Source organism: uncultured Azohydromonas sp. (assembly GCF_937926365.1).
Lineage (GTDB): Bacteria > Pseudomonadota > Gammaproteobacteria > Burkholderiales > Burkholderiaceae_C > Azohydromonas.
In genome coordinates, this window is sequence record NZ_CALAOH010000099.1 from 1 (window position 1) to 25,394 (window position 25,394).

Below are 25,394 nucleotides of genomic sequence, written 5' to 3' on the forward strand. Positions count from 1 at the left end.
GCTCGGCCGGTGGCGCGGGCAGCGGCGCCACGCCGGGGTCCGCGGGCACGGCCGGCGGGGCCGGCTCCACCGGCGGTGGCGGCGGACGCTTGCCTGCCAACGGCGCGTTGGGGTCCCAGCGCTTGTTACGCTCAGCCTCGGCCGCCTCCTGCTCGGCCGTGCGCTGCGGCACCTTGTCCACGAAGGGCACGGGCACCTTGGTCACGTACAGCGCCACGCCTAACGCCAACCCCAGGCCGACCAGCAGCCCGATCACGATTCCCAGGCCGAAGCCGCCCTTCTGGTATTTCATGGCTGCACGCTGGCTGCGGGAGCGGTTTCTTCGCCGCGCTGCATCGATTCCGGCGCCGACACGCCCAGCAGCGCCAGCGCATTGCGCAGCACCTGGCGCGTGGCCGACAGCAGCGCCATGCGCGCCGCGGCCAGCGCCGCGTCATCCACCAGGAAGCGCTCGGCGGCGTAGTAGCTGTGGAAGGCGGCGGCGACGTCGCGCAGGTAGAAAGCGATGTCGTGCGGCGCCAGGTCGGCCGCGGCACGTTCGAGCACCTGGGGGAACTCGGCCAGCTTCATCATCAGCGCCAGCTCGGTGGGCGCGGCCAGCAGCGACAGGTCGGCGTCGGCCGGCACCTCGCGCCCGAACTGCGCCAGCACCGAGCAGATGCGCGCATGCGCGTACTGCACGTAGAAGACCGGGTTCTCGTCGCTGTGCTTGAGCGCGAGGTCCACGTCGAACACGAACTCGGTGTCGGCCTTGCGGCTGATGAGGAAGAAGCGCACCGCGTCGCGGCTGGTCCAGTCGATGAGGTCGCGCAGCGTCACGTAGCTGCCGGCGCGCTTGGAGATCTTGACCTCCTGGCCGCCCTTCATGACCGTGACCATCTTGTGCAGCACGTAGTCCGGGTAGCCCTGCGGGATGCCCACGCCCGCGGCCTGCAGCCCGGCGCGCACGCGCGCGATGGTGCCGTGGTGGTCGCTGCCCTGGATGTTCACGACCTTGGTGAAGCCGCGCTCCCACTTGTTGATGTGATAGGCGACGTCGGGCACGAAGTAGGTGAAAGTGCCGTCGGACTTGCGCATCACGCGGTCCTTGTCGTCACCGTAGTCGGTGGAGCGCAGCCACAGCGCGCCGCCTTCCTCGAAGGTCTTGCCGGCGTCGATGAGCTTCTGCACCGTGGTCTGCACGCGACCGTCGCTGTAGAGGCTGGACTCCAGGAAGTAGTTGTCGAAGCGCACGCCGAAGGCCTGCAAGTCCAAATCCTGCTCGTGACGCAGGTAGGCCACGGCGAACTGGCGGATGCCGTCGAGGTCTTCGAACTGCCCCGAGGCGGTGAACTCGCGGTCGTCGGCCTTGACGGTCTTGCCGGCCTTGAAGTCGGCGGCGATGTCGGCGATGTAGTCGCCGTTGTAGGCCGACTCGGGCCACTCGGCGTCGCCGGGCTGCAGGCCCTTGAGGCGCGCTTGCGTGGAGGCGGCCAGGGTGCCGATCTGCACGCCGGCGTCGTTGTAATAGAACTCGCGCGTGACGCTCCAGCCCTGCGACTCGAACAGGTTGCAGATCGAGTCGCCCAGCGCGGCCTGGCGGCCGTGGCCCACGTGCAGCGGGCCGGTGGGGTTGGCGGAGACGAACTCCACCATCACACGCTGGCCGTTGGCCGCCTTGCGGCCGAAGGCGTCGCCGCCCTCCCGGATCTCGGCCACCACCTGCTGCTTGGCCGCCGGGGCCAGGCGCAGGTTGATGAAGCCGGGACCGGCGATGTCCACCGTCTGCACCCAGCGCTGCACGGCCGGCTGCGCCTGCAGTGCCTGCACCAACTGCTGCGCAAGCTCGCGCGGGTTCTTCTTGAGCGACTTGGCCAGCGCCATGGCGGCGGTGACGGCGAGGTCGCCGTGCGAGGCCTGCTTGGGCGACTCGAAGCTGAATTGCGCGCTTGCTTCGGCGCCGATATCTGCGACGGCTGCGCGCAGCGCGGCGAGCAGCTCCTGCTTGGCTTGGATCATCGGCGGATTCTACGAGGCGGGGTCCGGGGCTTCCCTGGGCGCGCCACAATGGTCCGCATGCCTGCCGATGCTGCCGCATCCATCCCCGCCGCGCCGCTGCCACGCGCCATCGGCAAGTACCGCGTGCTGTCGCGGCTGGGCGAAGGCGCCACCAGTGAGGTGTTTCTGGCGCGCGACGACTTCCTGGGCCGCGAGGTGGCGATCAAGCGCGTGCACCCGGCCGCCGCGCTGGGCGGCGACATCACCATGCCGCAGCTGCAGGCGCGCTACTTCGCCGCCGAGGCGGCGCTGGTGGGCAAGCTGCAGCATCCCAACGTGGTGCAGATCCTGGACGCGGTGCCCGACGCCACGGCGCCGTACCTGGTGATGGAGTACGTGCCCGGCACCACGCTGCGCCACTTCTGCCGCCCCGACCGGCTGCTGCCGCTGGAGCAGATCGTGGAGATCGGCTTCAAGTGCGCGATGGCGCTGGGCTATGTGCACCGCCAGGGGCTGATCCACCGCGACGTGAAGCCGGCCAACGTGCTGGCGCTGCTGCAGCACGAGCGGGTGGTGGATATCAAGATCAGCGACTTCGGCAGCGTGCTGCAGCTGGAGTCGGACCGGACGCAGGTGTTCCGCGTCGGCTCGTTGTCGTACATGTCGCCCGAGCAGCTCGACGGCGCTGCGCTGGACGCGCGCGCGGACATGTACTCGCTGGGCGCGGTGCTCTACCACCTCGTCAGCGGACGCGCGCCGTTCGACGCACCCACGCAGGCGGCGCTGATGGGCCAGATCTACACCGCCGCGCCGCCGCCGCTGGCCAGCCTGCGCGAGGGCGTGCCCGAAGCGCTGGAGGCGCTGGTACACGCCGCGCTGGCCAAGCGGGCGCAGGAGCGCCCGCCCACCTGGGAGGACTTCGCCCAGCGCCTGGCGGAGCTGGTGTCGCAGCGGCTCATCCCGCTGGGACGGCTGCAGGCGCCGCTGGACTCGGAGCGCTTCAGCCTGCTGCGCACGCTGGAGTTCTTCGGCGAGTTCGACGACGTGGCGCTGTGGGAGGTGGTGCACCGCGCGCGCTGGCAGCGCTTCCCGGTGGGACATGCGCTCTACCGCAAGGGGCAGCAGGGCACGAGCTTCCACATCCTGGCGCAGGGCGAGGTAGAGGTGCGGCGCGACGGCGAGCTCACGGCGCGGCTGGGCGCCGGCACCTCGGTGGGTGAGATGGCCTACCTCGCCCCCAGCCCCGAGCTGCGCACCTACAGCACCGACGTGCTGGTGGCGCAGCCCTGCATCACCGTGAGCTTCACGCCCGAGACGCTACCGCAGCTCAGCGCCTCCACGCGGCAGCTCTTCGACGCCGCCTTCATCCGCGTGTTGGTGCGGCGGCTGCATGCCGCGCACGAGGCACTGGCACACCCGCGGCGCATCGTCTGAAGCCGGGGGACCGCGGGCTTGTGCCCATTGGTGGCGACGCCGCGCCGTTGTTTCAATCGGTTGCGGCCTGTTGCCGCGCACCCAGGAAGGAGTTCTCCATGACCAAAGCCGCTCTTGCAGCGCTGTTGAGTATCTGTGCCTTCGCCGCCCAGGCGGCCGACCCGGCCCCGGACAAGGCCGCCACCGACAAGCCGGAGAAGGCCCCCACGGCGCAGCAGAGCAAGATGAAGGAGTGCAACGCCCAGGCCAAGGGCAAGAAGGGCGACGAGCGCAAGGCCTTCATGAAGGAATGCCTCAGCAAGAAGGCGGCGTGACGAAGCGGGTCTGAGGCGGCGCCGGACCCGCGAAGTTCTTGGGTGTGGCGGGCATCCGGCGCTGCAGGCACCGACGGCCGCGGGAGCGGCCGTCACCGCGCACAGCCCGGCTCGGCCGGGCTTTTTGCTGCCGGGGCAGCGCCTTCAGCCCACGGCCGATTGCCAGTACAGCGGGTCACCCCAGCTGTGCTTGAGGAAGTCGATCCACAGCCGCACCCGCAGCGGCAGGTGGCGACGCTGCGGGAACACGGCGTAGACGCCGTTGGGCGGGGCGGCGAAGTCGTCAAGCACGCTCACCAGCATGCCGCGCGCCAGTTCCGCCTCCACCTCCCAAGTGCTGCGCCAGGCCAGGCCCAGGCCAGCCAGGCACCACGCATGCAGCACCTGGCCGTCGCTGCAGTCGAGCCGGCCACTGGGGCGCAGGTGCTGCAGTTGCCCGTCCACCATGAAGGCCCAGCCGCGCGTCTGGCTGGCTTCGGAACTCAGTGTCAGGCACTCGTGGCGCTGCAACTCCGAGGGATGCTGCGGTACGCCCGCACGCTTCAGGTACGCGGGCGAGGCCACGCAGCGGCGGCGGTTGTCGGCCAGCCGCACGCTCACCAGGCTGGAGTCGGGCAGGTCGCCCACGCGCACCGCGCAATCGAATCCTTCGTTGACGATGTCCACCACCCGGTCGCTGAGGTTGAGCGAGAGGCTGACCTCGGGGTGCTGCGCCAGGAAGCGCGGCACCAGCGGCGCGACGTGGCGGCGCCCGAAGCCCGCCGGCGCGGTGATGCGCAGGTGGCCGCTGGCCTTGACGCCCCCGGCGCTGACACTGGCCTCGGCATTGGCCAGATCGGCCAGCACGCGCTGCGCGTCCTCCAGGAAGGCGCTGCCCTCGTGCGTGAGCGTGATGCGCCGCGTGGTGCGCAGCAGCAGCTTCACCCCCAGGCGCTCCTCCAGCGCATCGATGCGGCGCCCGATCACGGCCGGCGCCACCCCCTCGGCTTGCGCCGCGGCGGTGAGGCTGCCCTTGGCGGCAACGGCGACGAAGGATTCGATTTGCTTGAGGCGGTCCATGACGCAAGCGTAGTGCACGCCAACGCAGCAATGCAGACGTATTGACTGCTGATCACTGACCAAATCACACGTTATCGCAAAGAACAGGCCAGAGAGAGTCGTTCATTTTTACTTGAAACTCACTAATCTTTAGCAATTGACGCTCTTAATGTGTGCAGAACGATGGAATAAATTCTTGTTTATGGATGCCCCTCTCAAGCCGCGCGCGGTGCTCTTCGACGCCTACGGCACGCTGTTCGATGTCTACAGCGTGTCGTTGCTGGCCGAGCAGCTCTACCCGCGCCGCGGCGAGGCGCTGGCGCAGCTGTGGCGGGACAAGCAGATCGAGTACACGCGGCTGCTGACGATGAGCGGGCGGTACCAGCCCTTCTGGGACCTGACCCGTGCCGGGCTGCGCTTCGCGGCGCAGCGCCTGGGCCTGCCGCTGCCGACGGCCGACGAGGAGCGGCTGATGAACCAGTACCGGCACCTGAGCGCCTTCCCGGAGAACCTGGAGGTGCTGCAGGCGCTGCGGGCGCGCGGCATCCGCGCCGGCATCCTGAGCAACGGCGACCCGGAAATGCTGGGGGTGGCCGTGCGCAGCGCGGGCTTGGCCGAGCTGATCGACCCGCTGCTGTCGGTGCACGCCGTGCGCCGCTTCAAGACCGATCCGGCCGCCTACGCGCTGGGCCCGCAGGCCCTGCAGTTGCCCGCGCGCCAGATCCTTTTCGTTTCCAGCAACGGCTGGGACGCCATCGGCGCCACCTGGTACGGCTACACCACGCTGTGGGTGAACCGCACCGGGGGTCCGCTGGACCCGCTGGACACCGAGCCCACGCGCCGCGGCAGCAGCTTGCGCGACGTGCTGGCCTTCTTCGACTGACCATTCCTTTGAACGCGAGCCCGAACATGACTGCACGCACCACCGTCCATCGCCTCCAGGTTGCCACCGAGCTGTATCGCTTCGTCGAGGACCAGGTCCTGCCGGGCACCGGTATCGACAGCGCGCGCTTCTGGGCCGGCTTCGACGCCATCGTGGCCGACCTGGCGCCGCGCAACGCCGCGCTGCTGGCCGAGCGCGACCGGCTGCAAACCGAGCTCGACAACTGGCACCGCGCCCATCCCGGCCCGATCCAGGACATGGCGGCCTACCGCGGCTTCCTGGAGTCCATCGGCTACCTGCTGCCGCAGCCGCAGGGCGCCAAGGCCACGACCTCCAACGTGGACGCCGAACTGGCGCTGCAGGCCGGCCCGCAGCTGGTGGTGCCCATCCTCAACGCCCGCTACGCCCTGAACGCCGCCAACGCGCGCTGGGGCTCGCTGTACGACGCCCTGTACGGCACGGACGCGCTGCCCGAGACCGATGGCGCCGAGCGCGGCCAGGGCTACAACCCGGTGCGCGGCCAGCGCGTGATCGAGTTCGCACGCAACTTCCTGGATCAGTCTGCCCCGCTGACGCAGGGCTCGCACCGTGACGCCACGGCCTACCGCGTCGAGGGCGGCCAGCTCGCCGTCACGCTCAAGGACGGCACCCGTGCCGCACTGGCCGACCCGGCGCAGCTCGTGGGCTGGCAGGGCGAGGCCAGTGAACCCTCCTCGGTGCTGCTGGTGCACAACGGGCTGCACGTGGACATCCGCATCGACCGCGGCACCACCATCGGCGCCTCCGACGCCGCCGGCGTGAGCGACGTGGTGGTGGAAGCGGCACTGTCCACCATCCTGGACCTGGAAGACTCCGTCGCCGCGGTGGACGCCGCCGACAAGACGCTGGCCTACGCCAACTGGCTGGGCATCCTCAAGGGCACGCTCACCGAGCAGGTCTCCAAGGGCGGCAAGACGTTTACGCGCGGCCTGAACGCCGACCGCATCTACAACGGCCCCAACGGCGAAGTGCGGCTGCACGGGCGTTCGCTGATGTTCCTGCGCAACGTCGGCCACCTGATGACCAACCCGGCCATCCTGTGGGGCGACGAGGGCCGCGAGATCCCCGAGGGGATCATGGACGCCGTCATCACCACCGCCATCGCGCTGCACGACCTGCAGGGCCACGGCGCCAACGGCATCCGCAACTCGCGCACGGGCTCGGTCTACATCGTCAAGCCCAAGATGCACGGCCCGGTGGAAGTGGGCTTCGCCGATGAGCTGTTCGGCCGCGTCGAGGAACTGCTGGGCCTGCCCAAGCACACGGTGAAGCTGGGCATCATGGACGAGGAGCGCCGCACCAGCGTCAACCTGCAGGCCTGCATCGCCGCCGCCGCCGCGCGCGTGGCCTTCATCAACACCGGCTTCCTGGACCGCACTGGCGACGAGATGCACAGCGCCATGCAGGCCGGCCCCGTGCTGCGCAAGGGCGACATGAAGACCAGCGCCTGGATTCAGGCCTACGAGCGCAACAACGTGCTGGTGGGCCTGTCCTGCGGGCTGCGTGGCCGCGCCCAGATCGGCAAGGGCATGTGGGCCATGCCCGACCTGATGGCCGCGATGCTGGAGCAGAAGATCGCGCACCCGAAGTCCGGCGCCAACACCGCCTGGGTGCCCTCGCCCACCGCCGCCACGCTGCACGCGCTGCACTACCACCAGGTCAACGTGGCCCAGGTGCAGCAGGAGCTGGAGAAGATCGATGCCGCCGCCGAGCGCGACACGCTGCTCACCGGGCTGCTGACGATTCCCGTGGTGGCCGAGGCCAAGTGGAGCGCCGCCGAGGTCCAGCAGGAGCTGGACAACAACTGCCAGGGCATCCTGGGCTACGTGGTGCGCTGGGTGGACGCCGGCGTGGGCTGCTCCAAGGTGCCCGACATCCACAACGTCGGCCTGATGGAAGACCGCGCCACGCTGCGCATCTCCAGCCAGCACATCGCCAACTGGCTGCACCACGGCGTGACCAACCGCGAGCAGGTCATGGAAACGCTGCAGCGCATGGCGCGCGTGGTGGACGAGCAGAACGCGGGCGACCCGTTCTACAAGCCCATGGCCGGCAATTTCGACACCAGCGCCGCCTTCAAGGCCGCGTGCGACCTGATCTTCAAGGGCCTGGAGCAGCCCAGCGGCTACACCGAGCCGCTGCTGCACGCCTGGCGCCTGAAGGTCAAGGCCGGCACGGCCTGATTCGCAGTCCGGTACCCGGCTGCGCCGCCCGCCGTGGCGGCGCATGGATCCCGGCGGCACCCGCGTGCCGCCGGTCGGAAATGCAAAGAGGCCGCTGTCGCGGCCTCTTTCGTTGATGTGATCCGATGCGCCTTCAGCGCGGCTCGTCGCCCGCAGCCGGGGCACGGCGCCAGCACTGGACCAGCCACCACAGGGCGCTGACCCCCACATAGGCGGCCAGCCCGGTAAGGGTGGCCATCAGCGCCAGGCCCAGCAGCAGCGGCTTGCCCACGCCCTGCAGGCGCTGCCACAGCATGCGCCACCAGGGCAGCTCCGGTGCCAGCACCGCGGCGTAGGCCGCGGCGGGAGCGGCCAAGACCGGCGGCGCGGCCGGGTCGGGCTCGCCCAGCACCGTGGCGCCCAGGCGCCAGGCGACGTAGTACAGCGGTGCCACCGTCACCGGGTTGGTGACGAAGGTGCTGACCACCGCCGCAGGCAGGTTGGCGCGCAGCAGCACCGCGGCGGCGGCCGACAGCGGCATCTGCGCGATGGGGATGAGCAGCCCGAAGAACATGCCGATGGCCAGGCCCAGCGCGATGGCGTGGCGGTTCACGCTCCACAGCCCGGGATGCGCGATGGAGGGGCCGAGCCAGCGCAGCCATCGCTGTCGCCCCAACGTCTCTGGCGTGGGCCGCAAGCGGCCGAGGCAGGTAGCGGCCTTGAAGGCGAAGCGGTTGACGGGCAGGCGCATGGCTCAAAGCATGGCACCAAGCGCCGCTGACCGCTGCCCTGTTCAGCGCCCCGTGACAGGGGGAAAACAGGGGTTGCGCCGCGACATCAAGGGCTCACGCGCTGAGCCTGCCGCCATGCCGCGATTCGAGGGCGCTTTCACAGGCCACGCAGCGCAGCGCCCAGGGCTCCAGCCGCAGCCGGTCGAAGGCGATGGCGCCGCCGCAATCGGCGCACAGCCCGTAGTCCTCGCCCTGGACGCGGCGCAGCGCCAGGCTCACGTCGCCGAGCTCACGCCGCTCCAGCGCCGACAGCGCCAGGTCCACGTCGCGCGACGCGTCGCCAGCCTCCAGCAGCTCCTGCGCATGCGCCACGCGCGACTCGCCCTGGTGCAGCATCAGCTGGCGCTGCAGCACGTGCAGGCGCTGCGTGAGCAGGGATTCCAGCAGCGCGCGCTGTCCGGCGGTAAGGGGCATGGCGGGTCTCCTTGATCGATGTGGTCGCATCTATCCTGGCGCCACTGGAGGGCGGCAGCGTTGACCCGGGTCAAGCACGGGCCCTGCCTAGAATCCCGGCCACCATGGAGAACATCAACCAAGCCTGTGAGGTGCTGGTCGTAGGCGCCGGGCCGGCCGGCAGCGCATGTGCGCAGATGCTGGCGCGCGCCGGCCTGGACGTGCTGCTGGTGGACGAGCAGGCGTTTCCACGCGAGAAGATCTGCGGCGATGGCCTGATCCCGGACGCGCTGGCGGCGCTGCGGCGCCTGAACGTGTTCGACGAGGTGATGGCACAGGCGCGGCGCGTCACGCACGTGGCCTGCATCGGCCCGCGCGGCGGCCGCGTGGACGTGCCCGGCACGATGGCGGTGCTGCCGCGGCGCGAGTTGGACATGATCCTGTGCACGGCGGCTCGGCGCGCCGGCGTACGCTGGCTGGCACCGGCGCGCTTCGAGGCGCCGCTGGTCGAGGGCGAACAGGTGGTGGGCGCGCGGCTGCGCGTGGACGGGCAGCCGCTGGAGGTGTCGGCGCGCTGGGTGGTGCTGGCCACCGGGGCGAAGCCGCAGGCGCTCATCGCCGCCGGGCTGTGCGAGCGCCACACGCCCAGCGGCGTGGCGCTGCGGGCTCACGTGCGCCACGAAGGCCTGGCGCAGCGGCTGCATGCGCTGGAAGTGGTGTGGCACCGCAAGCTGCGCGGCGGCTACGGCTGGATCTTTCCGGGTCCGGGAGGCGTGTTCAACATCGGCGCCGGGCTGCTGGGCAGCCACCAGGCCGACGCGCAGGGCCACGGCCACATGCAGCCCGTGAACCTGCGCCAGCTGTTCGCGGACTTCGGCGAGGTCTACGCCCCGGCGCGCGAGCTCCTGGCCGAGGGCGAGATGGTGGGCGAGCTCAAGGGCGCGCCGCTGCGCTGCTCGCTCACCGGCGCGCGCTGGTCGCGGCCCGGGATGCTGGTGTGCGGCGAGGCCGCGGGCAGCACCTACGCTTTCACCGGCGAGGGCATTGGCAAGGCCATGGAGACGGGCCTGCTGGCAGCGCAGGCACTGCAGGCGGCGCGTCCGGAGGCGCTGTCCGACGCGCAGGTGCGCGCGCGGTACGAGGAGTCGATGCAGGCACTGCGCCCGCGCTTCGCGCTCTACGAGAAGGCCAACCGCATCAACGACCATCCCTGGTTGGCCGACCTGGTGATCTGGCGCGCGCGGCAGAGCCCCTCGATCCTGCGGCGCCTCAGCGGCGTGCTGGATGAGCGCAACAATCCCGGCCACCTGCTGAGCGTGCGCGGGCTGATGAAGCTGCTCGTGCCCGGGCAGTAAGGGGCAATCCAAGACCGCGGCCGGCGGCGGGCCTCCCGCAGCGGGACGCGCCCACGGCCTCCTGCACAATTCCCGCCATGTGCCAACTCCTGGGCATGAATGCCAACACGCCGACCGACGTGATGTTCAGCTTCACGGGGCTGGCCACCCGTGCGCACGAGCACAAGGACGGCTTCGGCATCGCCTTCTTCGAGGACCGCGGCGTGCGGCTGTTCGTGGACCACTACGGCGCGCGCCAGTCGCCGGTGGCCGAGCTGCTGCAGCGCTGCCCCATCCGCAGCCAGAACGTCATCGCCCACATCCGCAAGGCCACGCACGGGCGCACCGCGCTGGAGAACACGCACCCGTTCATGCGCGAGCTCTGGGGTCGCTACTGGGTGTTCGCCCACAACGGCGACCTCAAGACATTCGAGCCGCGGCTGCACGGCGCCTTCCGGCCCGTGGGCGACACCGACAGCGAACGCGCCTTCTGCTGGCTGATGCAGGAGCTGGCCAAGGCGCATGCCAGCGTACCGGCGCTGCCCGAGCTCACGCGCACGCTGGCGGAACTGGTGCCGCAGCTCAATGCGCAGGGCAGCTTCAACTTCCTCCTCTCCAACGGGCAGGCGCTGTGGGCACATGGCTCCACGCGGCTGTTCTGGCTGCAGCGCCGCCACCCCTTCCGTCCCACGCGGCTGCGTGACGAGGACCTGACGGTGGACTTCTCCCAGCTCACCACGCCGCAGGACCGGGTGACCGTGATCGCCACCGAGCCGCTGACTGCGGACGAGGAGTGGACGCCCTTCGCGCCCGGGGAGCTGCGGCTGTTCATCGACGGCGCGCCGGCCTGAAGCCCGGTCGCACCGCCGCCAGGGCTTCAGTCGCTGGCGCCTTGGAGCTGCTCCTGCACGCGCCGCGCCGTCTCCAGCAGCCTGTCCGGCTGCACGCCGGCGAGCTCGGCCACGCGCTGCACCGTTTCCTTCAGGTGGTCGGGGTCGTGCATCAGGCTGTGTGCCACGGCCGACAGGGCCAGCACCAGCGGGCGCTGCAGCCCTGAAGGCAGAGGAGCGCCGCGCTGCACGGCAACGTGGTGGCGCACACAGGCCACGGCCGAGCCGGCCAGGCCCCAGCTCTCGCACAGAGCCGCGCCCAGCGCGTCATGGCTCACGCCGAAGCGCTGGCGCTCCAGCCGGGTCAGGGCCACGTCGTCGTCGCCGGCGTCCTTGAGCATGGCGCGGTAGTGCGCGCAGTCGTGGCGAAACAGCACCGCCTTGCCGCACTCCTCGAACAGACCAGCGGAATGCGCGGCCCAGCCATCGGTGCTGCTCAGGCGCTGCGCCATGCGGCCCATGAGCAGCCCGCGCTTGACGGCGCGCTGCCACAGCGGTTCCAACTCCAGCGCCGGCGGGAAGACGGCGCGCAGCCCGAACTCGAAGGTGATGGCCGCCACCTCGCGCAGGCCGAGGTACGTCAAGGCCTGGTGCACTGTCTGTACGCGGCCGCGCAGTCCGTAGAGCGAGGAGTTGACCGCACGCAGCACGGCTGCGGCCAGTGCCATATCGGTTTCGATGAGCGCGGAAACGGCCTGTAGGCCGGTGTCTTCACGCGACAGCAGCGGCGTGAGCTGCGCCAGCGCGTGGGGTTGGGTCGGAATGTCGACGTCGAGGCGACGTAGTTCAGGATCGACGGGCATGGCACAGCCTGCGGTGCGGGAGGCAAACACGGCGATGGTACGCGGCAGGCACGTGCAGACGCTTACGCATCACAGCCGTAATGCGTCAAAGCTGGTCTTCAGGATCAAGGCGCCCACCACAGTGATGAAAATTGCACGCACGAAGCCGGCGCCATGGCGCAGCGCCAGCCGCGTGCCCAGCAGGCTGCCACCCACGTTGGCCGCGGCCAGCACCGGGGCGATGTGCCACCACACATGGCCCTTGGGCGCGAACAGTGCCAGCGCCGCGATGTTGGTGGCCAAGTTCAGCAGCTTGGCGTTGGCTGAGGCGTGCAGGAAGTCATAGCCCAGCACGCGCACGAACAGGAACACGAAGAAGCTGCCCGTACCCGGGCCGAAAAAACCGTCGTAGAAGCCCACCGTGGCGCCCACCGCGGCAGCGGCCAGCGCCTCGTGGCGGCCGACGAAACGCGGACGGTGGGTGCGGCCCAAATCCTTGCGCGCCAGCGTGTAGACGAGTACCGCCAGCAGCAGCAGCGGCAGAGCGCGCTTGAGCCCTGAGGGACTGACCAGCGTGACGGCCCAAGCGCCCAGGAAGGCGGCCACGAGCGCCGCCACCACTGCCGGCCACAGCGTGCGCCAGTTCAGCTGCACGCGGCGCGCGTACTGCGTGCAGGCCCAGGCCGTGCCCCAGACCGAGGCGCTCTTGTTGGTGCCCAGCAGCGTCGCCGGCACCGCTTGGGGATAGACCGCGAACAGCGCCGGCGTGAGCACCAGCCCGCCGCCGCCAACGATGGCATCGATGAAACCCGCCAGGGCCGAAGCCAAGGCGACCAGCAGCAACTCGGACATGAACAGCAGAAAAGCGGAGATGCGGGACAAAAAAAAAGGCGCCGGTCGAACCGGCGCCCTTGAATTGTGACAGCGGGCCGCTATGAGGGCGGCGCTTCGCTCACTTCTTTGAATCGTTCTGAACAGTCTCCTCGGCCTCCGTCCAGACAACACCTGCCGAGGAGGCGGCGTTGCTGCGAGTCCGCGCAATGTAAGCAGTTGCGTTAGCCATGGCATCGGTATTTACCCGATTGAGTGTGTCCGACGGTGTCTCGCTCAGCATCCAGTGCGCGGCACGCTCGGCGATCATGAGCGTGGGCGAGTTGGTGTTGCCGCTGGTGATGGTGGGCATCACGCTGGCGTCGGCCACGCGCAGGCCGCGCACGCCGCGCAGCCGTAACCGGGTATCGACCACGGCCTGCTCGTCGTCCGCGCGGCCCATGCGGCAGGTGCCCACGGGATGGAAGATGGTGGTGCCGATGTCGCCGGCCAGCCGCGCAAGTTCCTCGTCGCTCTGGAACTGCGGGCCGGGCCTGAACTCCTGTGGTTGGTACGGCGCCAGCGCGGGCATGGCGACGATGCGACGCGTCAGGCGCAGCGACTGCGCGGCGATGTGGCGGTCCTGCTCGGTGCTGAGGTAGTTGGCGCGGATGGAAGGCGGCTGCGCCGGATCCGGCGAGACGATCTGTATTTGCCCGCGTGAGCTGGGGTTGAGGTTGCAGACGCTGGCGGTGAATGCGTCGAAGGCGTGCAGAGGCTCGCCGAAGGCATCCAGCGACAGCGGCTGCACGTGGTACTGCAGATCAGGCCAGGCGCGCGAAGGGTCCGAGCGCGTGAAGGCGCCGAGCTGCGAGGGCGCCATGCTCATGGGCCCGCTGCGCCTGAGCAGGTACTCCAGCCCGATGCGGGCCTTGCCCGTGAGCGAGCTTGCCAGCGTGTTGAGGGTGCGCACGCCGCGGACCTTGAACACGGCCCGGATCTGGAGATGGTCCTGCAGGTTCGCGCCCACGCCGGGCAGTTCGTGGCGCAATGCGATGCCCAGGCGCTGCAGCAGCGGCGCCGGCCCGATGCCCGAGTGCTGCAACAACGCCGGCGTGCCCACGGCACCGCTGGCGAGCACCACCTCGCGCGCGGCCCGTACCTGCACCGGCGCGTCGCCGCCCAGTCGCATCTCGATGCCCACTGCCCGCTGCACGCCGTCACCGTCGCGCTCCAGCAGCACGCGCGTGACGGTGGCGCCGGTCTGCACCGTCAGGTTCGCTCTCGAGCGCGCCGGTCGCAGGAAGGCCTTGGCTGCGTTCCAGCGCACGCCGCTGCGCTGATTGACTTCGAAGTAGCCCACGCCCTCGTTGTTGCCGCGGTTGAAGTCCGCGCTGGCCGGGATGCCCGCCTGCTGCGCCGCCCGCGCGAAGGCGTCCAGGATCTCCCAGCGCAGGCGCTGGCGTTCCACGCGCCACTCGCCGCCTGGCCGCGTGCCGCTGGGGTCGAAGCCCGGCGCGGCGTGCATCTCTTCAGTGCCACGCCAATGGTCTTCGTGACGCAGGAAGAAAGGCAGGCATTGCGGCCAGTTCCAGGACTCGTCGCCGCAGATCTCAGCCCACTGCGCGTAGTCGCGCGACTGGCCACGCATGTAGATCATGCCGTTGATGCTGGAGCATCCACCCAGCACCTTGCCGCGCGGGTAGCGCAGCCGCCGCCCGTTGAGCCCGGGATCGGCCTCGGTGTGGTAAAGCCAGTCGGTGCGCGGGTTGCCGATGCAGTAGAGATAGCCGACCGGAATGTGGATCCACAAGTAGTCGTCGCGCCCGCCCGCCTCCACTAACAGCACGCGGTGCCTGGGGTCGGCGCTGAGCCGGTTGGCCAGCAGGCAGCCGGCGGTGCCGGCGCCTACGACGATGTAGTCATAGGTCATGCTTGTCTCGGTGTTCATGGCGATTTTCGTGGCCTGCAGGCGCCGCTGTAGCGGCCGAGCCGGGGCATGCTAGGCCGATCCCCGAGAGGGGCGCCACCGTGCTTTACAGAGACCAGAAGGGCATGACACTGGTCCGGTGCGAGTGGTGTAAGTCGTCCGCAGCCCGGCAAGTGCCGCCCTCCCTGTGGCGCCGTGACAGATGCAGACACAGGGCGAAAAGTGCCGGAGGCTGTTCGTATTTCCAGCTTGGAAAGCCTGGGCTACCAGGGGTGTGCCTGGGTTTGCTACGGGTTTGTCCTCAACCGGCAATACAACATTTAACTTCCCTGCCGCGTGTGGCACGGAAAGATTCCTTGATAATGGTTCGCCTGTGTCTGGATGCGGCGCCTTCGGTTGAGTGGTTCACGATGGGTTGAAGCTCCACATGGTATTAAGTGAGTGAGATTGGAAAGGGGCTTCCCCATGGGAAATAAGCTGTATGTGGGCAATCTGGCCTACAGCGTCCGTGATGATTCTTTGCACGAGGCGTTCTCTCAATTCGGTTCCGTGACCTCTGCGAAGGTCATGATGGACCGTGAAACCGGCCGCTCGAAAGGCTTCGGCTTTGTCGAGATGGGCTCGGATGCCGAGGCCCAAGCCGCCATCAACGGCATGAACGGTCAGGCCCTCGAAGGTCGTGCCGTGGTGGTCAACGAAGCCCGTCCGCGTGAAGAGCGCCCGGGTGGCGGCTATGGCGGCGGCGGTGGTGGCCGCGGTGGCTACGGCGGTGGCGGCGGCTACGGCGGTGGTGGTGGCGGCGGCTACGGTGGTGGCGGCGGTGGCTACGGCGGCGGCGGTGGTGGCCGCGGCGGCTACGGCGGCGGTGGTGGTGGTCGCAGCCCCTACGGCGGCGGCGGCCGTGGTGGCTACGGTAGCGGCGGCGGTGGCCGTGGCGGCTACGGTGGCGGCGGCAGCAGCTACTGACACATCGACTGAGATTCCGGCCCTCCACGGGCCGGCCTCCAAGGGCGCTGGCATAAACCAGCGCCTTTCGTTTTTTGGGGTTTTCTAAGCCAATCGCGTTGGACTAGTCCATGGCGGACCATCCCCGCACTGGATTTTTGTCAATCGATTTTTGAAACCCTGGGCTCAACGACTGCGCCGCGGCTTGCGCGGCCGGCCTGAAAAAATGCGGTCGAACACCGCGTTCGGCAGCAGACGCAGCAGCCGCGCCACCACGGCCATTGGCCACGGGATGACGCGGTAGCTGTCGCCGTGCTCGATCGCCCGCCACGCACTATGAGCGAAGGCCTCGGGCGTCATCAGGAACGGCATCGGATAGGGATTGCCGCGCGTCAGCGGCGTGTCCACATAGCCGGGGCTGAGCGTGAGCACACGGACCCCGAAGGGGCGGCACTCCCCGCGCAGGCTCTCGCAGTAGGCCAGCACCGCCGCTTTGCTGGCGCAGTAGGCGCCATGGCCCGGTAGCCCGCGGATGGCCGCCACGCTGCCAATGCCCACCAGCGTGCCCGCGCGCCGCTCGCGCATGAGTGCCAGGAACGGGTGAAAGCTTGCCGCCATACCGAGCACGTTGGTCTCCAACGTCTCCCTGAGCACCTGCAGATCCTCGAAATCGGCGCTGTCGATACCCACACTGATGCCCGCGTTGGCAATCACCACGTCCGGCAACCCGTGCGCGGCGATGCACTCCCGGCCTACCGCCGCCATCGCTTGCGGATCGCGCACGTCGGCGGCGTAGACAGCCATACGCTGTGCCGCCGGCTGCTGCTGCGCCCAGGCCAGCAGCGCCTCCTTGCGCCGTGCCACCAGCACCACGCGCCAGCCCTGGGCCAGCGCATGCGCAGCCAGCGCCTGCCCAATGCCGCTGGAGCCGCCGGTGATGAAGACGAGACGGCTCAACGGCGTCGGGCCGGCGGATCCAGCCGCGCCTTGATTGGACCCTGCAGCTGTGCCACGCGGTTGCGATGGTCGTAGTCGATGCCCGCGGCCCGGATGTCGTTGCGGCCCTGCACCACCTGCACCGGCTGGTTGGAGTAGACGCGCTCCGTTTCAGTGAAGAGCTGCAGCGCCTCGCCGCGGAACTCGATCGGCTCGCGCCCGTCGCTCGTCTCGCGCACCACGTGCGCGCTGCCAAGCAGCTGCACGTGCGTGCCCTTGCCGTCGCTGAGCGCACGGTGCGCCGTGGCATTGGTGAGGCTGCCGTCCTCGCCCAGTGCGCGGATGCGCACGTTGTCGATTTCGAAGGTGTCGGTGTCCGGGTAGTGGCGCAGCTGCGCGCCCTCGATCTCCAGCCGCAGCGCCCCCGTGGGCGCGAAGCGCTGCGTGGTGAAGCCGTTCATCGTGTAGTCCGGCACGTGGCTCACCGGCCGCTCGGTATCCGTGCCGGGTGCGCTGGGCGCGTTCTTCACCAGCCACCAGGTGGCCAGTGCCAGCAGCGCCATCATCAACAGTGGCAGGTAGCCCAGCGCCCACTCGCGCAGACGCAGGCTCCAGGGCATCTGCACAGGCGCGCGGCGCGGAGGCGGCGGCAGAGGCAGGGCGTCGTCGTCTAGGGCCAGCACGATGGCGTCTCTCAGCGGGCGTCCAGCGTGGTCAGATGACCGTCGAGCAGTGCCGCATAGCGGCCGCTGGCCACCAGCAGCAGGTCGCAGAACTCGCGTGCCGCGCCCTGCCCGCCACGCGCGGCGGTGACGTGATGCGCCCGCGCCCGCGCCTCGGCATGCGCGTTGGCCGGCGCGCAGGCGAAGCCCGCGCGCGCCATCAGCGGCAGGTCCGGCCAGTCGTCACCGATCACCGCGAGCTCCTCCCAGCCAATGCCCAGCGCGGCCAGCACCTGCTGCGCTGCAGCCAGCTTGTCCTTCACGCCGTAGTGCGCATGCTTCAGCCCCAGGTCCGCCACGCGGCGGCGCACCGCCGCCGAGTCGCGCCCAGTGATGACGATGGGCACGATGCCACCCTGCGCCAGCAGCTTCAGCCCCTGCCCGTCAAGCACGCTGAAGGCCTTGAACACCTCGCCGGCGTCACCGATGTAGAGGCTGCCGTCGGTGAGCACGCCGTCGACGTCGAAGATCGCCGCGCGCATGCCCAGCCCGGGGCCCTGAGCCCGCAGCAGCAGCTCAGGCGCGAACGTGAGTGCCGGCAACATCAGATCACCTTGGCCCGCATGAGGTCGTTGCTGTTGAGCGCGCCCACCACGCGCTGCTGTTCGTCCACCACCAGCACACTGGTGATGCGGTGCTGCTCCATCAGGTCAGCGGCCTCCACGGCCAGCTCATCTTCGCGCACGCGCTTGGGATTCGGGTGCATCACGTCCGCCGCGGTGAGCGAGCGCACATCCACGCCGCGCTCGATGAGGCGGCGCAAGTCCCCGTCGGTGAAGATGCCCTGCGCATGGCCGGCCTCGTCCACGATGGCCGTGAAGCCCAGGCCCTTGCCCGTCATCTCGCGCAGCAGCGTGTTGAAGTCGGCCTGTGGGCCCACGCGCGGCACCGCCTCTCCCGCGCGCATGAGGTCGCCCACCAGCACCAGCAGCTTGCGGCCCAGCGCGCCGCCGGGGTGCGAGCGTGCGAAGTCCTCCTCCTTGAAGCCGCGCGCATCCAGCAGCGCCACCGCCAGCGCGTCGCCGAAAGCCATCTGCGCCGTGGTGCTGGCCGTGGGCGCCAGGTTCAGCGGGCAGGCCTCGGCTTCGACGGCGCTGTCAAGCACCACGTCGGCATGGCGCCCCAGCGTCGATTCCGCGCGACCCGTCATCGCCACCAACGGCACCTGCAGCCGCTTGAGCACCGGCAGGATCAGGTTGAGCTCGTCGCTCTCGCCGGAGTTGGACAGCGCCAGCACCACATCGCCGGCCGTGACCATGCCCAGATCGCCGTGCCCGGCCTCGGCCGGGTGCACGAACATGGCCGGCGTGCCGGTGGAAGCCAGCGTGGCGGCGATCTTGCGGCCCACGTGGCCGCTCTTGCCCATGCCCATCACCACCACGCGACCGCGGCAGTCCAGCATCAGGCGCACGGCGTGGGCGAACGCATCGCCGCGCTGCACGCGCTCCTTGAGCACCAGCAGCGCGCGCGCCTCGATGTCGAAGGTTTGCGCGGCAAGCGCCAGCGCTCGTTGGGGATCCAGGGCTTTCACTTGAGGGGGGTCCTATAGAGTCGGGGATTCTAGGTGGCACTTCCCTGTGCTTGCGTCCGCGCCGCAGTCTCCCCCGTTCCCGCTCCATGGCCTCCACGCTTGAACTCGTCCTGCTTTATCTGATCGCCGCCGTGCTGGGCGTGGTGCTGTGCCGTTCCATGAAGCTGCCGCCCATGCTGGGCTACCTCGCCGTGGGCGTGCTCATCGGCCCCAACGCGCTGGCGCTGGCCAAGGACAGCGCGGGCGTGAAGTACTTGGCCGAGTTTGGCGTGGTGTTCCTGATGTTCGCCATCGGGCTGGAGTTCAACCTGCCCAAGCTGCGCAGCATGCGCACCCTGGTGTTCGGGCTGGGCCTGTCGCAGGTGGTGCTGACCATGCTCGGGGCAATCGTGGGGCACTTGCTGCTGCTGTTCGCCTTCTCCTTCACGGCGCGGCCGTGGGAGCTGTCGTGGCAGGGCTCGGTGGCGCTGGGCGGCGCGATCGCCATGTCCAGCACCGCCATCGTCGTGAAGCTCATGGCCGAGCGGCTGGAGCTGGAAAGCGAGCATGGCCGCCGCGTGCTGGGCATCCTGCTGTTCCAGGATTTGGCGGTGGTGCCGCTGCTGGTGCTGATCCCGGCGCTGGGCGCTGGCGGCGGCAACCTGCTGCAGGCGCTGGGCCTGGCGCTGCTCAAGGCCGTGGCGCTGCTGACGCTGCTGCTGTCGGGCGGGCAGAAGGTCATGCGCTGGTGGCTCACGCTGGTGGCGCGGCGCAAGAGCGAGGAGCTCTTCGTGCTGAACCTGCTGCTGGTGACGCTGGGCCTGGCTTGGCTGACGGAGCACGCGGGGCTGTCGCTGGCGCTGGGCGCCTTCGTCGCCGGCATGCTCATCGCCGAGACGCCCTACAAGCACCAGGTGGAGAGCGACATCCGCCCCTTCCACGACGTGCTGCTGGGCCTGTTCTTCATCACCATCGGCATGAAGCTCGACGGGCGCCCGATGCTCACGCAGTGGCCGCTGGTGCTGCTGCTGTCCACGCTGCCGCTGCTGGCCAAGTTCGTGCTGGTGGCCGGCCTGGCGCGCCTCTTCCGCGCGCCGCCGGGCGTGGCGCTGCGCACGGGCCTGTACCTGGCGCAGGCGGGCGAGTTCGGCTTCGTGCTGCTCAGCTTGAGCAGCCAGCACGGGCTCATCGACGCCAAGTGGGTCAGCCCGGTGCTGGCAAGCATGGTGCTGTCGATGCTGGTCACGCCCTTCGTGATCATGCATGCCGACCGCCTCGTGGCACGCCTGTCCGCGACCGACTGGATGATGCAGTCGGTGCAGCTCACGACCATCGCCAAGAAGTCGATGCGCAACGAGGCGCACCTGATCATCTGTGGCTACGGCCGCAGCGGCCAGGCGCTGGCGCGGCTGCTGGAGTCCGAGAAGATCCCGTACATGGCGCTGGACCTGGACCCCGACCGCGTGCGCCAGGCCGCCGCCGCCGGACAGAGCGTGGTCTTCGGCGACGCAGCGCGGCTGCGCAGTCTGATGGCCGCGGGCTTGGCGCGCGCCAGCGCCGTCGTCATCACCTACCACGACACCCCGTCGGCGCTGAAGGTGCTGGGCCTCGTGCACGAGCATGCGCCGCAGGTGCCGGTGCTGGTGCGCACCATCGACGACAGCGACCTGGAGAAGCTGCGCGCCGCCGGCGCCACCGAGGTGGTGCCCGAGGCGCTGGAGGGTTCGCTGATGCTGGCCAGCCACGCGCTGGCGCTGGTGGGCGTGCCGGTGCGCCGCGTGCTGCGCCTGGCGCGCGAGGCGCGCGAGGCGCGCTACGGCCTGCTGCGCGGCTACTTCCATGGGGCCGATGACGACCAGACGCTGGAGGAGCGCCAGCAGGCGCGGCTGGCCACGGTCAGCCTGCCCGCCGCCGCGGCGAGCCTGGGCCAGAAGCTGGGCGACCTGGCCCTGCACGCGCTGGGCGTGCGCACGCTGTCCGTGCGCCGTGCCGCCGGCCAGGTGGTGCAGGCCAGCGACGAGATCGTGCTGCACTCTGGCGACACGCTGGTGCTGTCGGGCGTACCCGAGGCGCTGGCGCTGGCCGAGGACAAGCTGCTGCGGGGCTGAGGGCGCGCGGCCGTCCTACCCTGGCGGCCATGTCCTGCACGAAACACTTTCATCCCCGCCCGGATGAGGACGGCAGGTCCGTCCTGCTGCACCACCCCAGTTCCCCGACGCCGCCGGCGACCTGGCTGGACTCGGCCGCCGTCGCCACCGTCGTGCCCGATGGCCCGCTGCCGCCGCGGCTCCTCGGCGTGGACCTGAGCCCGGCCGTCGCGCTGCCCACGGACGTTGCCGGCTGGGAGGCGCTGGCCGCGGCCGGGCCGGTGTTCGAGGAACCACCCTACCCCGCCATGGCCACGCTCAGGGCCGCCGCGGGCGTAGCCATCGAGGAGCGGGACGGCCGCGTGTGGCTGGTCGCGCCCAGCAATGCCTTCGGCGGCTATGCCAGCACGCTGCCCAAGGGCCGTGTCGATCCGGGCCTGTCGCTGCGCGCCACCGCGGTGAAGGAGGCGCTGGAGGAGGCCGGGCTGCTGGTGCAGCTCACGGGCTTCCTGCTGGACTGCCAGCGCACCAACACGCTCACGCGCTACTACCGCGCGCAGCGCATCGGCGGCCACCCCGGCGCGATGTGCTGGGAAACGCAGGCGGTGCACCTGGTGCCGCGCACGCGGCTGGCCGGCTTCCTCACCCACCCCAACGACGCCCCGCTGCTGCGGCTGCTCGCGGCGGGCTGAAGCCGCGGCCGTCCCGAGCGGTGCCGCCGGCACGCTACTGAATAAAGCTGTGGATAGCGACCTGAACAACTTCAGGTTGTGCACAACACCCCCCGGTCGGCGACAAGTTGTTGTCTGCGCACCGTCACGCTTGCGGCACTTGCGCCCACAGCCTTGTGCGCGCAGCAAGCAGTTGATAAGTTAGGGGATAAACGACTTGTCCACAGCGCAGGCGGTCCTCCACCATGACCACCACCCTGAAATTCCTCTTGATAAGGAGGAAAACGAACATCCCTCGACAACTCACGGAGAGCAGGCCAGTCGCCACAAGGCGTTGAGGGCCTGGATCAATAGAACACGCGGCGAGAGGCATTCCGGCATAGCTCGAACTCCAGGTTGCCGGCCCCTCGAATTTCCACGCATGGCTGTCCCGGGCAATGGCGTCGTGTTTTACTTGCGCAAGGCGAAAATCCGCCGGTTGTTTTGAAGTGAGCTTCGTAAAGCTTTTTGCTTCGCTTTGTCGGGCTGAAATCAGTTCATTTTCAAAATCTGGAATTTTCAAGGCTTCCGTCGCGCTCCCTCTTCAGATCGCGTTGGGGGTTCTGCATGCAAGTGCTTGTCACATATCAATTTTTTATCCACATTTGTGATCTTGGAAGCGCCGTGAACAGGCCGCCATTCAAGACAGACCTCGCCCTATATTTTCCTGTGGATGAGCCGTCTATAACTTCAAACTGTGCACAGCGGCGCCACGTGCCGCGGTTCAGGCTTATTTGCCAATGCAGAATCGGCTGAAGATTTCTCCGAGCAAATCGTCCGCCGAGAAGGCGCCGGTGATTTCTCCCAGCGCGTTGTGCGCCAGACGCAGTTCCTCGGCGAAGAGGTCCAGCGGCGGCTCGGAAGCGTCGATGTGCGCCGCCGCCAGCTCCAGGTGCTCGCGCGTGCGGCGCAGCGCCTGCACGTGGCGCGTGCGAGCGATGAACACGCCTTCCGGGCTCGCATGCCAGCCCGCGCGCTCCAGCAGCGCGGCGCGCAGCGCGTCCAGCCCCTGGCCGCTGCGCGCGCACAGTGCCAGGCTGCCTTCGGGCGCCTGGCCCAGGTCGGCCTTGTTGTAGACGTGCAGCACGCGCTCGCCAATGGCCTGCGCGCCCTCCAGGCCCAGGCGCTGCGCGATCTGCGCCTCGGCGGCGTCGTAGTCCGGCTGGCCCAGGCGCGAGAGGTCGTGCAGGAAGATCACCGCGTCCGCCTCCTGGATCGCCTGCCAGCTGCGCTCGATGCCGATGCGCTCCACCTCGTCGGCATGCTCCTCGCGCAGCCCCGCGGTGTCGATCACGTGCAGCGGCACGCCCTGGATCTGGATCGTCTCCCGCACCCGGTCGCGCGTGGTGCCGGCGATCGGCGTGACGATGGCCAGCTCCGCCCCCGCCAGCGCGTTGAGCAGCGAGCTCTTGCCCACGTTGGGCTGCCCGGCCAGCACCACCTTGATGCCCTCGCGCAGCAGCGCGCCCTGGCGCGCGCGGTCCAGCACGCCGTCGAGCGTCTCGGTGATGCGCGTGAGCTGCCCGCGCGCGTCAGCCTGCTGCAGGAAGTCGATCTCCTCCTCCGGGAAGTCCAGCGTCGCCTCCACCAGCATGCGCAGCTTCACCACGCGCTCGCGCAGCGTCTCGATTTCCACCGAGAAGGCCCCGCTGAGCGACCGTCCGGCCGAGCGCGCCGCGGCCTCGGTGCTGGCATCGATCAGGTCGGCCACGGCCTCGGCCTGTGCCAAGTCCAGCTTGCCGTTGAGGAAGGCGCGCTCGGTGAACTCGCCCGGTTCGGCCAAGCGCAGCCGCGGCAGCCGCGCGCGGCCCTCGGCATCCGCTTGCGCCGCGGCCTGCAGGCAGCGCGCCAGCAGCAGCTGCAGCAGCACCGGGCCGCCGTGCGCCTGCAGCTCCAGCACATCCTCGCCGGTGTAGGAGTGCGGCGCGGGGAAGAACAGCGCCAGGCCCTGGTCAATGGGCTGGCCGTCCTCGGCCAGGAAAGGACCGTAGGCGGCGCGCCGGGGCTGCAGCACGCGACCGCAAAGCACTTCGGCCAGCGGCGCGAGGGCGCGGCCGGAAACGCGAACGATGCCCACCGCTCCGCGTCCGGGCGCGGTGGCGATGGCGACGATGGGGTCCTGGTGTCGGGCAAGCATGGGGAAATTGTGAGGTGCCAATGAAAACGCCCCGCACGGGGCGGGGCGTCACGGGATCGCGCGCAGGCGGGACCGGGCTTACTTGTTGAGCACGCCCAGCCGCTTGTTGATCACGTACTGCTGCGCGATGGACAGCAGGTTGTTGGTCAGCCAGTACAGCACCAGGCCGGCCGGAAAGACGAAGAACATCACCGAGAACACCAGCGGCATGATCCACATCATCTTGGCCTGCGTGGGGTCCGGCGGCGTCGGGTTGAGCCAGGTCTGCAGCAGCGTGGACGCGGTCATCAGCAGCGGCAGGATGTAGAACGGGTCCTTGGCCGAGAGGTCCGTGATCCAGCCGATCCACGGCGCGTTGCGCATCTCCACCGAGCTCAGCAGCACCCAGTACAGGGCGATGAAGAAGGGCATCTGGATGAAGATCGGCAGGCAGCCGCCCAGCGGATTGACCTTCTCCTCGCGGTAGATGCGCATCATTTCCTGCTGCATCTTCTGCGGGTCGCTCTTGTAGCGCTCGCGCAGCTCCTGCACGCGCGGATTGATCGCCTTCATCTTCGCCATCGACTTGTAGGCGTTGGCGTTGAGCCAGTAGAAGGCGATCTTGAGCAGCACCACCAGGGCAATGATCGACCAGCCCCAGTTGCCCAGGATGCGGTGCAACTGGTCCAGCAGCCAGAACAGCGGCTTGGACAGCACCGTGAACCAGCCGTAGTCCTTGACCAGCTCCAGGCCCGGAGCCAGCGCTTCCAGGCGGTTTTCTTCCTGCGGGCCGGCGAAGAGCTGGGCGTCCTGGGCCTTGGTCGTGCCTGGAGCCACCTCGCCCAGCGGCAACACCATGGCCACGGAATACAGGTCGTCGCTGATCTTTGCGGTGCGGAACTCGCGCGGCTGCGCTTGGTTCACCAGCCAAGCCGAGGCGTAGTAGTGCTGGACCATGGCGATCCAGCCGTTGTCCGCGCTCTTGTCGTGCTCGGCCTTGCCCTTGGCGATGTCCTCGAAGCTGACCTTGTGGAACTTGCTGGCCTCGGTGTAGAGCGCCGGGCCGGTGAAGGTCGAATAGAAGGAGGAATCGCCCGGCAGCGGCTTGCTGTCGCGCACGAGCTGCAGGTAGAGCTGCGGCGACACCGGCGCGGCGGAGCGGTTGATCACCTCGTGGCGCACGCCCACCGTGTACTCGCCGCGGCGCAGCGTGTAGGTCTTGACCAACTGCACGTCGTTCACGGGGGCAGACTCGAAGCGCAGCTGCAGCTCGTTGCCTTCCTTGAGCTCGCGCGGGCCCGGCGCCGCCGTCATCGGCGTGAGGTGCGTGGGCAGCGCGGTGCCGGTGGGCGTGATCAGGCCGGTCTGCGCCAGGTAGGTGCGCGCGGCGCTGCGGTCAAACAGCACCACGCGCTTGTCCTTGTCACCCTGCTCGACCTGCGTCAGCAGCTCCAGGCGCACAAGGTCACCGCCCTGGCTGCTGAAGGTGGCCTTGACCACGTCGGTGGTCAGCGTCACCTGCTCGGCGGCCACCGGCGCGGCTGCCGCGGGCGCCACCGGCGCGGCACCGGGCGCGGTGGCCGTGGCCGCC

At 69.4% G+C, this 25,394-nt stretch carries 22 protein-coding genes and 2 pseudogenes; 9 read left to right on the plus strand and 15 right to left on the minus strand.

Going from position 1 to position 25,394, the window contains the following annotated elements:
* Together Q0741_RS10380 and argS are read right to left on the minus strand one after the other, a co-directional pair.
* Window positions 1-292: pseudogene (locus Q0741_RS10380) on the minus strand (hypothetical protein); the annotation flags it as partial.
* Window positions 289-1,998, minus strand: a complete 1,710-nt coding sequence (gene argS, locus Q0741_RS10385; protein WP_298233126.1) for an arginine--tRNA ligase — start codon at window positions 1,996-1,998, stop codon at window positions 289-291. The pseudogene Q0741_RS10380 and the gene argS, both read right to left, overlap by 4 nt.
* 57 nt (window positions 1,999-2,055) lie before the next feature.
* Between argS and Q0741_RS10390 the strand changes: the two genes are divergently transcribed.
* Together Q0741_RS10390 and Q0741_RS10395 are read left to right on the plus strand one after the other, a co-directional pair.
* On the plus strand, window positions 2,056-3,411 hold the full coding sequence (locus Q0741_RS10390; protein ID WP_298233127.1) for a serine/threonine-protein kinase: 1,356 nt from the start codon (window positions 2,056-2,058) through the stop codon (window positions 3,409-3,411).
* 98 nt (window positions 3,412-3,509) lie between these two features.
* Window positions 3,510-3,716 (plus strand): annotated as a pseudogene (locus Q0741_RS10395) (PsiF family protein); the annotation flags it as partial.
* A 153-nt stretch (window positions 3,717-3,869) separates the two neighbouring features.
* On the opposite strand, the gene Q0741_RS10400 reads toward Q0741_RS10395, so the two are convergent.
* The gene (locus Q0741_RS10400) at window positions 3,870-4,784 is read right to left on the minus strand and encodes a LysR family transcriptional regulator (RefSeq protein WP_298233128.1); all 915 of its coding nucleotides are present in this window, start codon (window positions 4,782-4,784) and stop codon (window positions 3,870-3,872) included.
* Window positions 4,785-4,965: 181 nt separating this feature from the next.
* On the opposite strand from Q0741_RS10400, the gene Q0741_RS10405 reads away from it, so the two are divergent.
* Window positions 4,966-5,646, plus strand: a complete 681-nt coding sequence (locus Q0741_RS10405) for a haloacid dehalogenase type II (RefSeq protein WP_298233129.1) — start codon at window positions 4,966-4,968, stop codon at window positions 5,644-5,646.
* Between the two features lie 26 nt (window positions 5,647-5,672).
* Window positions 5,673-7,868 (plus strand): malate synthase G, encoded by a 2,196-nt coding sequence (locus Q0741_RS10410; protein ID WP_298233130.1) that lies wholly within the window; start codon window positions 5,673-5,675, stop codon window positions 7,866-7,868.
* A 133-nt stretch (window positions 7,869-8,001) separates the two neighbouring features.
* Here Q0741_RS10410 and Q0741_RS10415 read toward each other — a convergent pair whose 3' ends face one another.
* Together Q0741_RS10415 and Q0741_RS10420 are read right to left on the minus strand one after the other, a co-directional pair.
* A complete protein-coding gene (locus tag Q0741_RS10415; RefSeq protein ID WP_298233131.1) occupies window positions 8,002-8,598 on the minus strand; it encodes a DUF2062 domain-containing protein in 597 nt (198 codons plus the stop codon).
* A gap of 94 nt (window positions 8,599-8,692) precedes the next feature.
* On the minus strand, window positions 8,693-9,052 hold the full coding sequence (locus Q0741_RS10420) for a TraR/DksA C4-type zinc finger protein (RefSeq protein WP_298233132.1): 360 nt from the start codon (window positions 9,050-9,052) through the stop codon (window positions 8,693-8,695).
* 104 nt (window positions 9,053-9,156) lie between these two features.
* Here Q0741_RS10420 and Q0741_RS10425 point away from each other — a divergent pair, with 104 nt between their 5' ends.
* Window positions 9,157-10,386: an NAD(P)/FAD-dependent oxidoreductase gene (locus Q0741_RS10425; RefSeq protein WP_298233133.1), complete on the plus strand. Its 1,230-nt coding sequence runs from the start codon at window positions 9,157-9,159 to the stop codon at window positions 10,384-10,386.
* Window positions 10,387-10,463: 77 nt separating this feature from the next.
* On the plus strand, window positions 10,464-11,216 hold the full coding sequence (locus Q0741_RS10430; protein WP_298233134.1) for a class II glutamine amidotransferase: 753 nt from the start codon (window positions 10,464-10,466) through the stop codon (window positions 11,214-11,216).
* A gap of 26 nt (window positions 11,217-11,242) precedes the next feature.
* Here the strand turns inward: Q0741_RS10430 and Q0741_RS10435 are convergent, their stop codons facing one another.
* From Q0741_RS10435 to Q0741_RS10445, 3 genes are all read right to left on the minus strand, one after another.
* A complete protein-coding gene (locus Q0741_RS10435; RefSeq protein ID WP_298233135.1) occupies window positions 11,243-12,058 on the minus strand; it encodes an HDOD domain-containing protein in 816 nt (271 codons plus the stop codon).
* Window positions 12,059-12,127: 69 nt separating this feature from the next.
* A complete protein-coding gene (locus Q0741_RS10440; protein ID WP_298233146.1) occupies window positions 12,128-12,889 on the minus strand; it encodes a TSUP family transporter in 762 nt (253 codons plus the stop codon).
* A gap of 100 nt (window positions 12,890-12,989) precedes the next feature.
* Entirely contained in the window at window positions 12,990-14,798 is a 1,809-nt protein-coding gene (locus Q0741_RS10445) for a GMC family oxidoreductase (RefSeq protein WP_298233136.1), read from the minus strand.
* Window positions 14,799-15,242: 444 nt separating this feature from the next.
* Between Q0741_RS10445 and Q0741_RS10450 the strand changes: the two genes are divergently transcribed.
* Window positions 15,243-15,743 carry an RNA-binding protein gene (locus tag Q0741_RS10450; protein WP_298233137.1) on the plus strand — a complete coding sequence of 167 codons (501 nt, stop codon included), beginning with the start codon at window positions 15,243-15,245 and terminating at the stop codon, window positions 15,741-15,743.
* A gap of 165 nt (window positions 15,744-15,908) precedes the next feature.
* On the opposite strand, the gene Q0741_RS10455 is transcribed toward Q0741_RS10450, so the two are convergent.
* Genes Q0741_RS10455 through Q0741_RS10470 form a run of 4 tightly spaced genes read right to left on the minus strand, consistent with a single transcriptional unit; the run spans window position 15,909 to window position 18,911 of the window.
* Window positions 15,909-16,679, minus strand: a complete 771-nt coding sequence (locus Q0741_RS10455; RefSeq protein ID WP_298233138.1) for an SDR family oxidoreductase — start codon at window positions 16,677-16,679, stop codon at window positions 15,909-15,911.
* Entirely contained in the window at window positions 16,676-17,341 is a 666-nt protein-coding gene (lptC, locus tag Q0741_RS10460; RefSeq protein ID WP_298233139.1) for an LPS export ABC transporter periplasmic protein LptC, read from the minus strand. Before lptC ends, Q0741_RS10455 begins: the two co-directional genes overlap by 4 nt.
* An 11-nt stretch (window positions 17,342-17,352) precedes the next feature.
* Entirely contained in the window at window positions 17,353-17,925 is a 573-nt protein-coding gene (locus Q0741_RS10465) for an HAD family hydrolase (protein ID WP_298233140.1), read from the minus strand.
* Window positions 17,925-18,911, minus strand: coding sequence for a KpsF/GutQ family sugar-phosphate isomerase (locus Q0741_RS10470; protein ID WP_298233141.1), 987 nt, complete (start codon window positions 18,909-18,911; stop codon window positions 17,925-17,927). Before Q0741_RS10470 ends, Q0741_RS10465 begins: the two co-directional genes overlap by 1 nt.
* Window positions 18,912-18,997: 86 nt before the next feature.
* Here Q0741_RS10470 and Q0741_RS10475 point away from each other — a divergent pair, with 86 nt between their 5' ends.
* Complete coding sequence (locus Q0741_RS10475; protein ID WP_298233142.1) at window positions 18,998-20,998, plus strand: cation:proton antiporter; 2,001 nt, start codon at window positions 18,998-19,000, stop codon at window positions 20,996-20,998.
* Between the two features lie 29 nt (window positions 20,999-21,027).
* The gene (locus tag Q0741_RS10480; protein ID WP_298233143.1) at window positions 21,028-21,669 is read left to right on the plus strand and encodes an NUDIX hydrolase; all 642 of its coding nucleotides are present in this window, start codon (window positions 21,028-21,030) and stop codon (window positions 21,667-21,669) included.
* 124 nt (window positions 21,670-21,793) lie between these two features.
* Here Q0741_RS10480 and Q0741_RS10485 read toward each other — a convergent pair whose 3' ends face one another.
* From Q0741_RS10485 to yidC, 3 genes are all read right to left on the minus strand, one after another.
* On the minus strand, window positions 21,794-22,210 hold the full coding sequence (locus Q0741_RS10485) for a hypothetical protein (protein WP_298233144.1): 417 nt from the start codon (window positions 22,208-22,210) through the stop codon (window positions 21,794-21,796).
* Window positions 22,211-22,417: 207 nt separating this feature from the next.
* Window positions 22,418-23,824: a tRNA uridine-5-carboxymethylaminomethyl(34) synthesis GTPase MnmE gene (mnmE, locus tag Q0741_RS10490; RefSeq protein WP_298233145.1), complete on the minus strand. Its 1,407-nt coding sequence runs from the start codon at window positions 23,822-23,824 to the stop codon at window positions 22,418-22,420.
* 78 nt (window positions 23,825-23,902) lie between these two features.
* The gene (gene yidC / locus Q0741_RS10495) at window positions 23,903-25,360 is read right to left on the minus strand and encodes a membrane protein insertase YidC (RefSeq protein WP_298233147.1); all 1,458 of its coding nucleotides are present in this window, start codon (window positions 25,358-25,360) and stop codon (window positions 23,903-23,905) included.
* Window positions 25,361-25,394 lie beyond the last annotated feature (34 nt).

Bases quoted from the DNA above. Each gene is read 5' to 3' on its own strand.
- Q0741_RS10425 (WP_298233133.1), top strand. From the start codon at position 9,157: ATGGAGAACATCAACCAAGCCTGTGAGGTGCTGGTCGTAGGCGCCGGG.
- Q0741_RS10420 (WP_298233132.1), bottom strand. From the start codon at position 9,052: ATGCCCCTTACCGCCGGACAGCGCGCGCTGCTGGAATCCCTGCTCACG.
- Q0741_RS10430 (WP_298233134.1), top strand. From the start codon at position 10,464: ATGTGCCAACTCCTGGGCATGAATGCCAACACGCCGACCGACGTGATG.
- Q0741_RS10400 (WP_298233128.1), bottom strand. From the start codon at position 4,784: ATGGACCGCCTCAAGCAAATCGAATCCTTCGTCGCCGTTGCCGCCAAG.
- Q0741_RS10405 (WP_298233129.1), top strand. From the start codon at position 4,966: ATGGATGCCCCTCTCAAGCCGCGCGCGGTGCTCTTCGACGCCTACGGC.
- Q0741_RS10445 (WP_298233136.1), bottom strand. From the start codon at position 14,798: ATGAACACCGAGACAAGCATGACCTATGACTACATCGTCGTAGGCGCC.
- Q0741_RS10435 (WP_298233135.1), bottom strand. From the start codon at position 12,058: ATGCCCGTCGATCCTGAACTACGTCGCCTCGACGTCGACATTCCGACC.
- Q0741_RS10440 (WP_298233146.1), bottom strand. From the start codon at position 12,889: ATGTCCGAGTTGCTGCTGGTCGCCTTGGCTTCGGCCCTGGCGGGTTTC.
- argS (WP_298233126.1), bottom strand. From the start codon at position 1,998: ATGATCCAAGCCAAGCAGGAGCTGCTCGCCGCGCTGCGCGCAGCCGTC.
- Q0741_RS10465 (WP_298233140.1), bottom strand. From the start codon at position 17,925: ATGTTGCCGGCACTCACGTTCGCGCCTGAGCTGCTGCTGCGGGCTCAG.
- Q0741_RS10410 (WP_298233130.1), top strand. From the start codon at position 5,673: ATGACTGCACGCACCACCGTCCATCGCCTCCAGGTTGCCACCGAGCTG.
- Q0741_RS10450 (WP_298233137.1), top strand. From the start codon at position 15,243: ATGGGAAATAAGCTGTATGTGGGCAATCTGGCCTACAGCGTCCGTGAT.
- Q0741_RS10415 (WP_298233131.1), bottom strand. From the start codon at position 8,598: ATGCGCCTGCCCGTCAACCGCTTCGCCTTCAAGGCCGCTACCTGCCTC.
- Q0741_RS10480 (WP_298233143.1), top strand. From the start codon at position 21,028: ATGTCCTGCACGAAACACTTTCATCCCCGCCCGGATGAGGACGGCAGG.
- mnmE (WP_298233145.1), bottom strand. From the start codon at position 23,824: ATGCTTGCCCGACACCAGGACCCCATCGTCGCCATCGCCACCGCGCCC.
- Q0741_RS10475 (WP_298233142.1), top strand. From the start codon at position 18,998: ATGGCCTCCACGCTTGAACTCGTCCTGCTTTATCTGATCGCCGCCGTG.
- Q0741_RS10390 (WP_298233127.1), top strand. From the start codon at position 2,056: ATGCCTGCCGATGCTGCCGCATCCATCCCCGCCGCGCCGCTGCCACGC.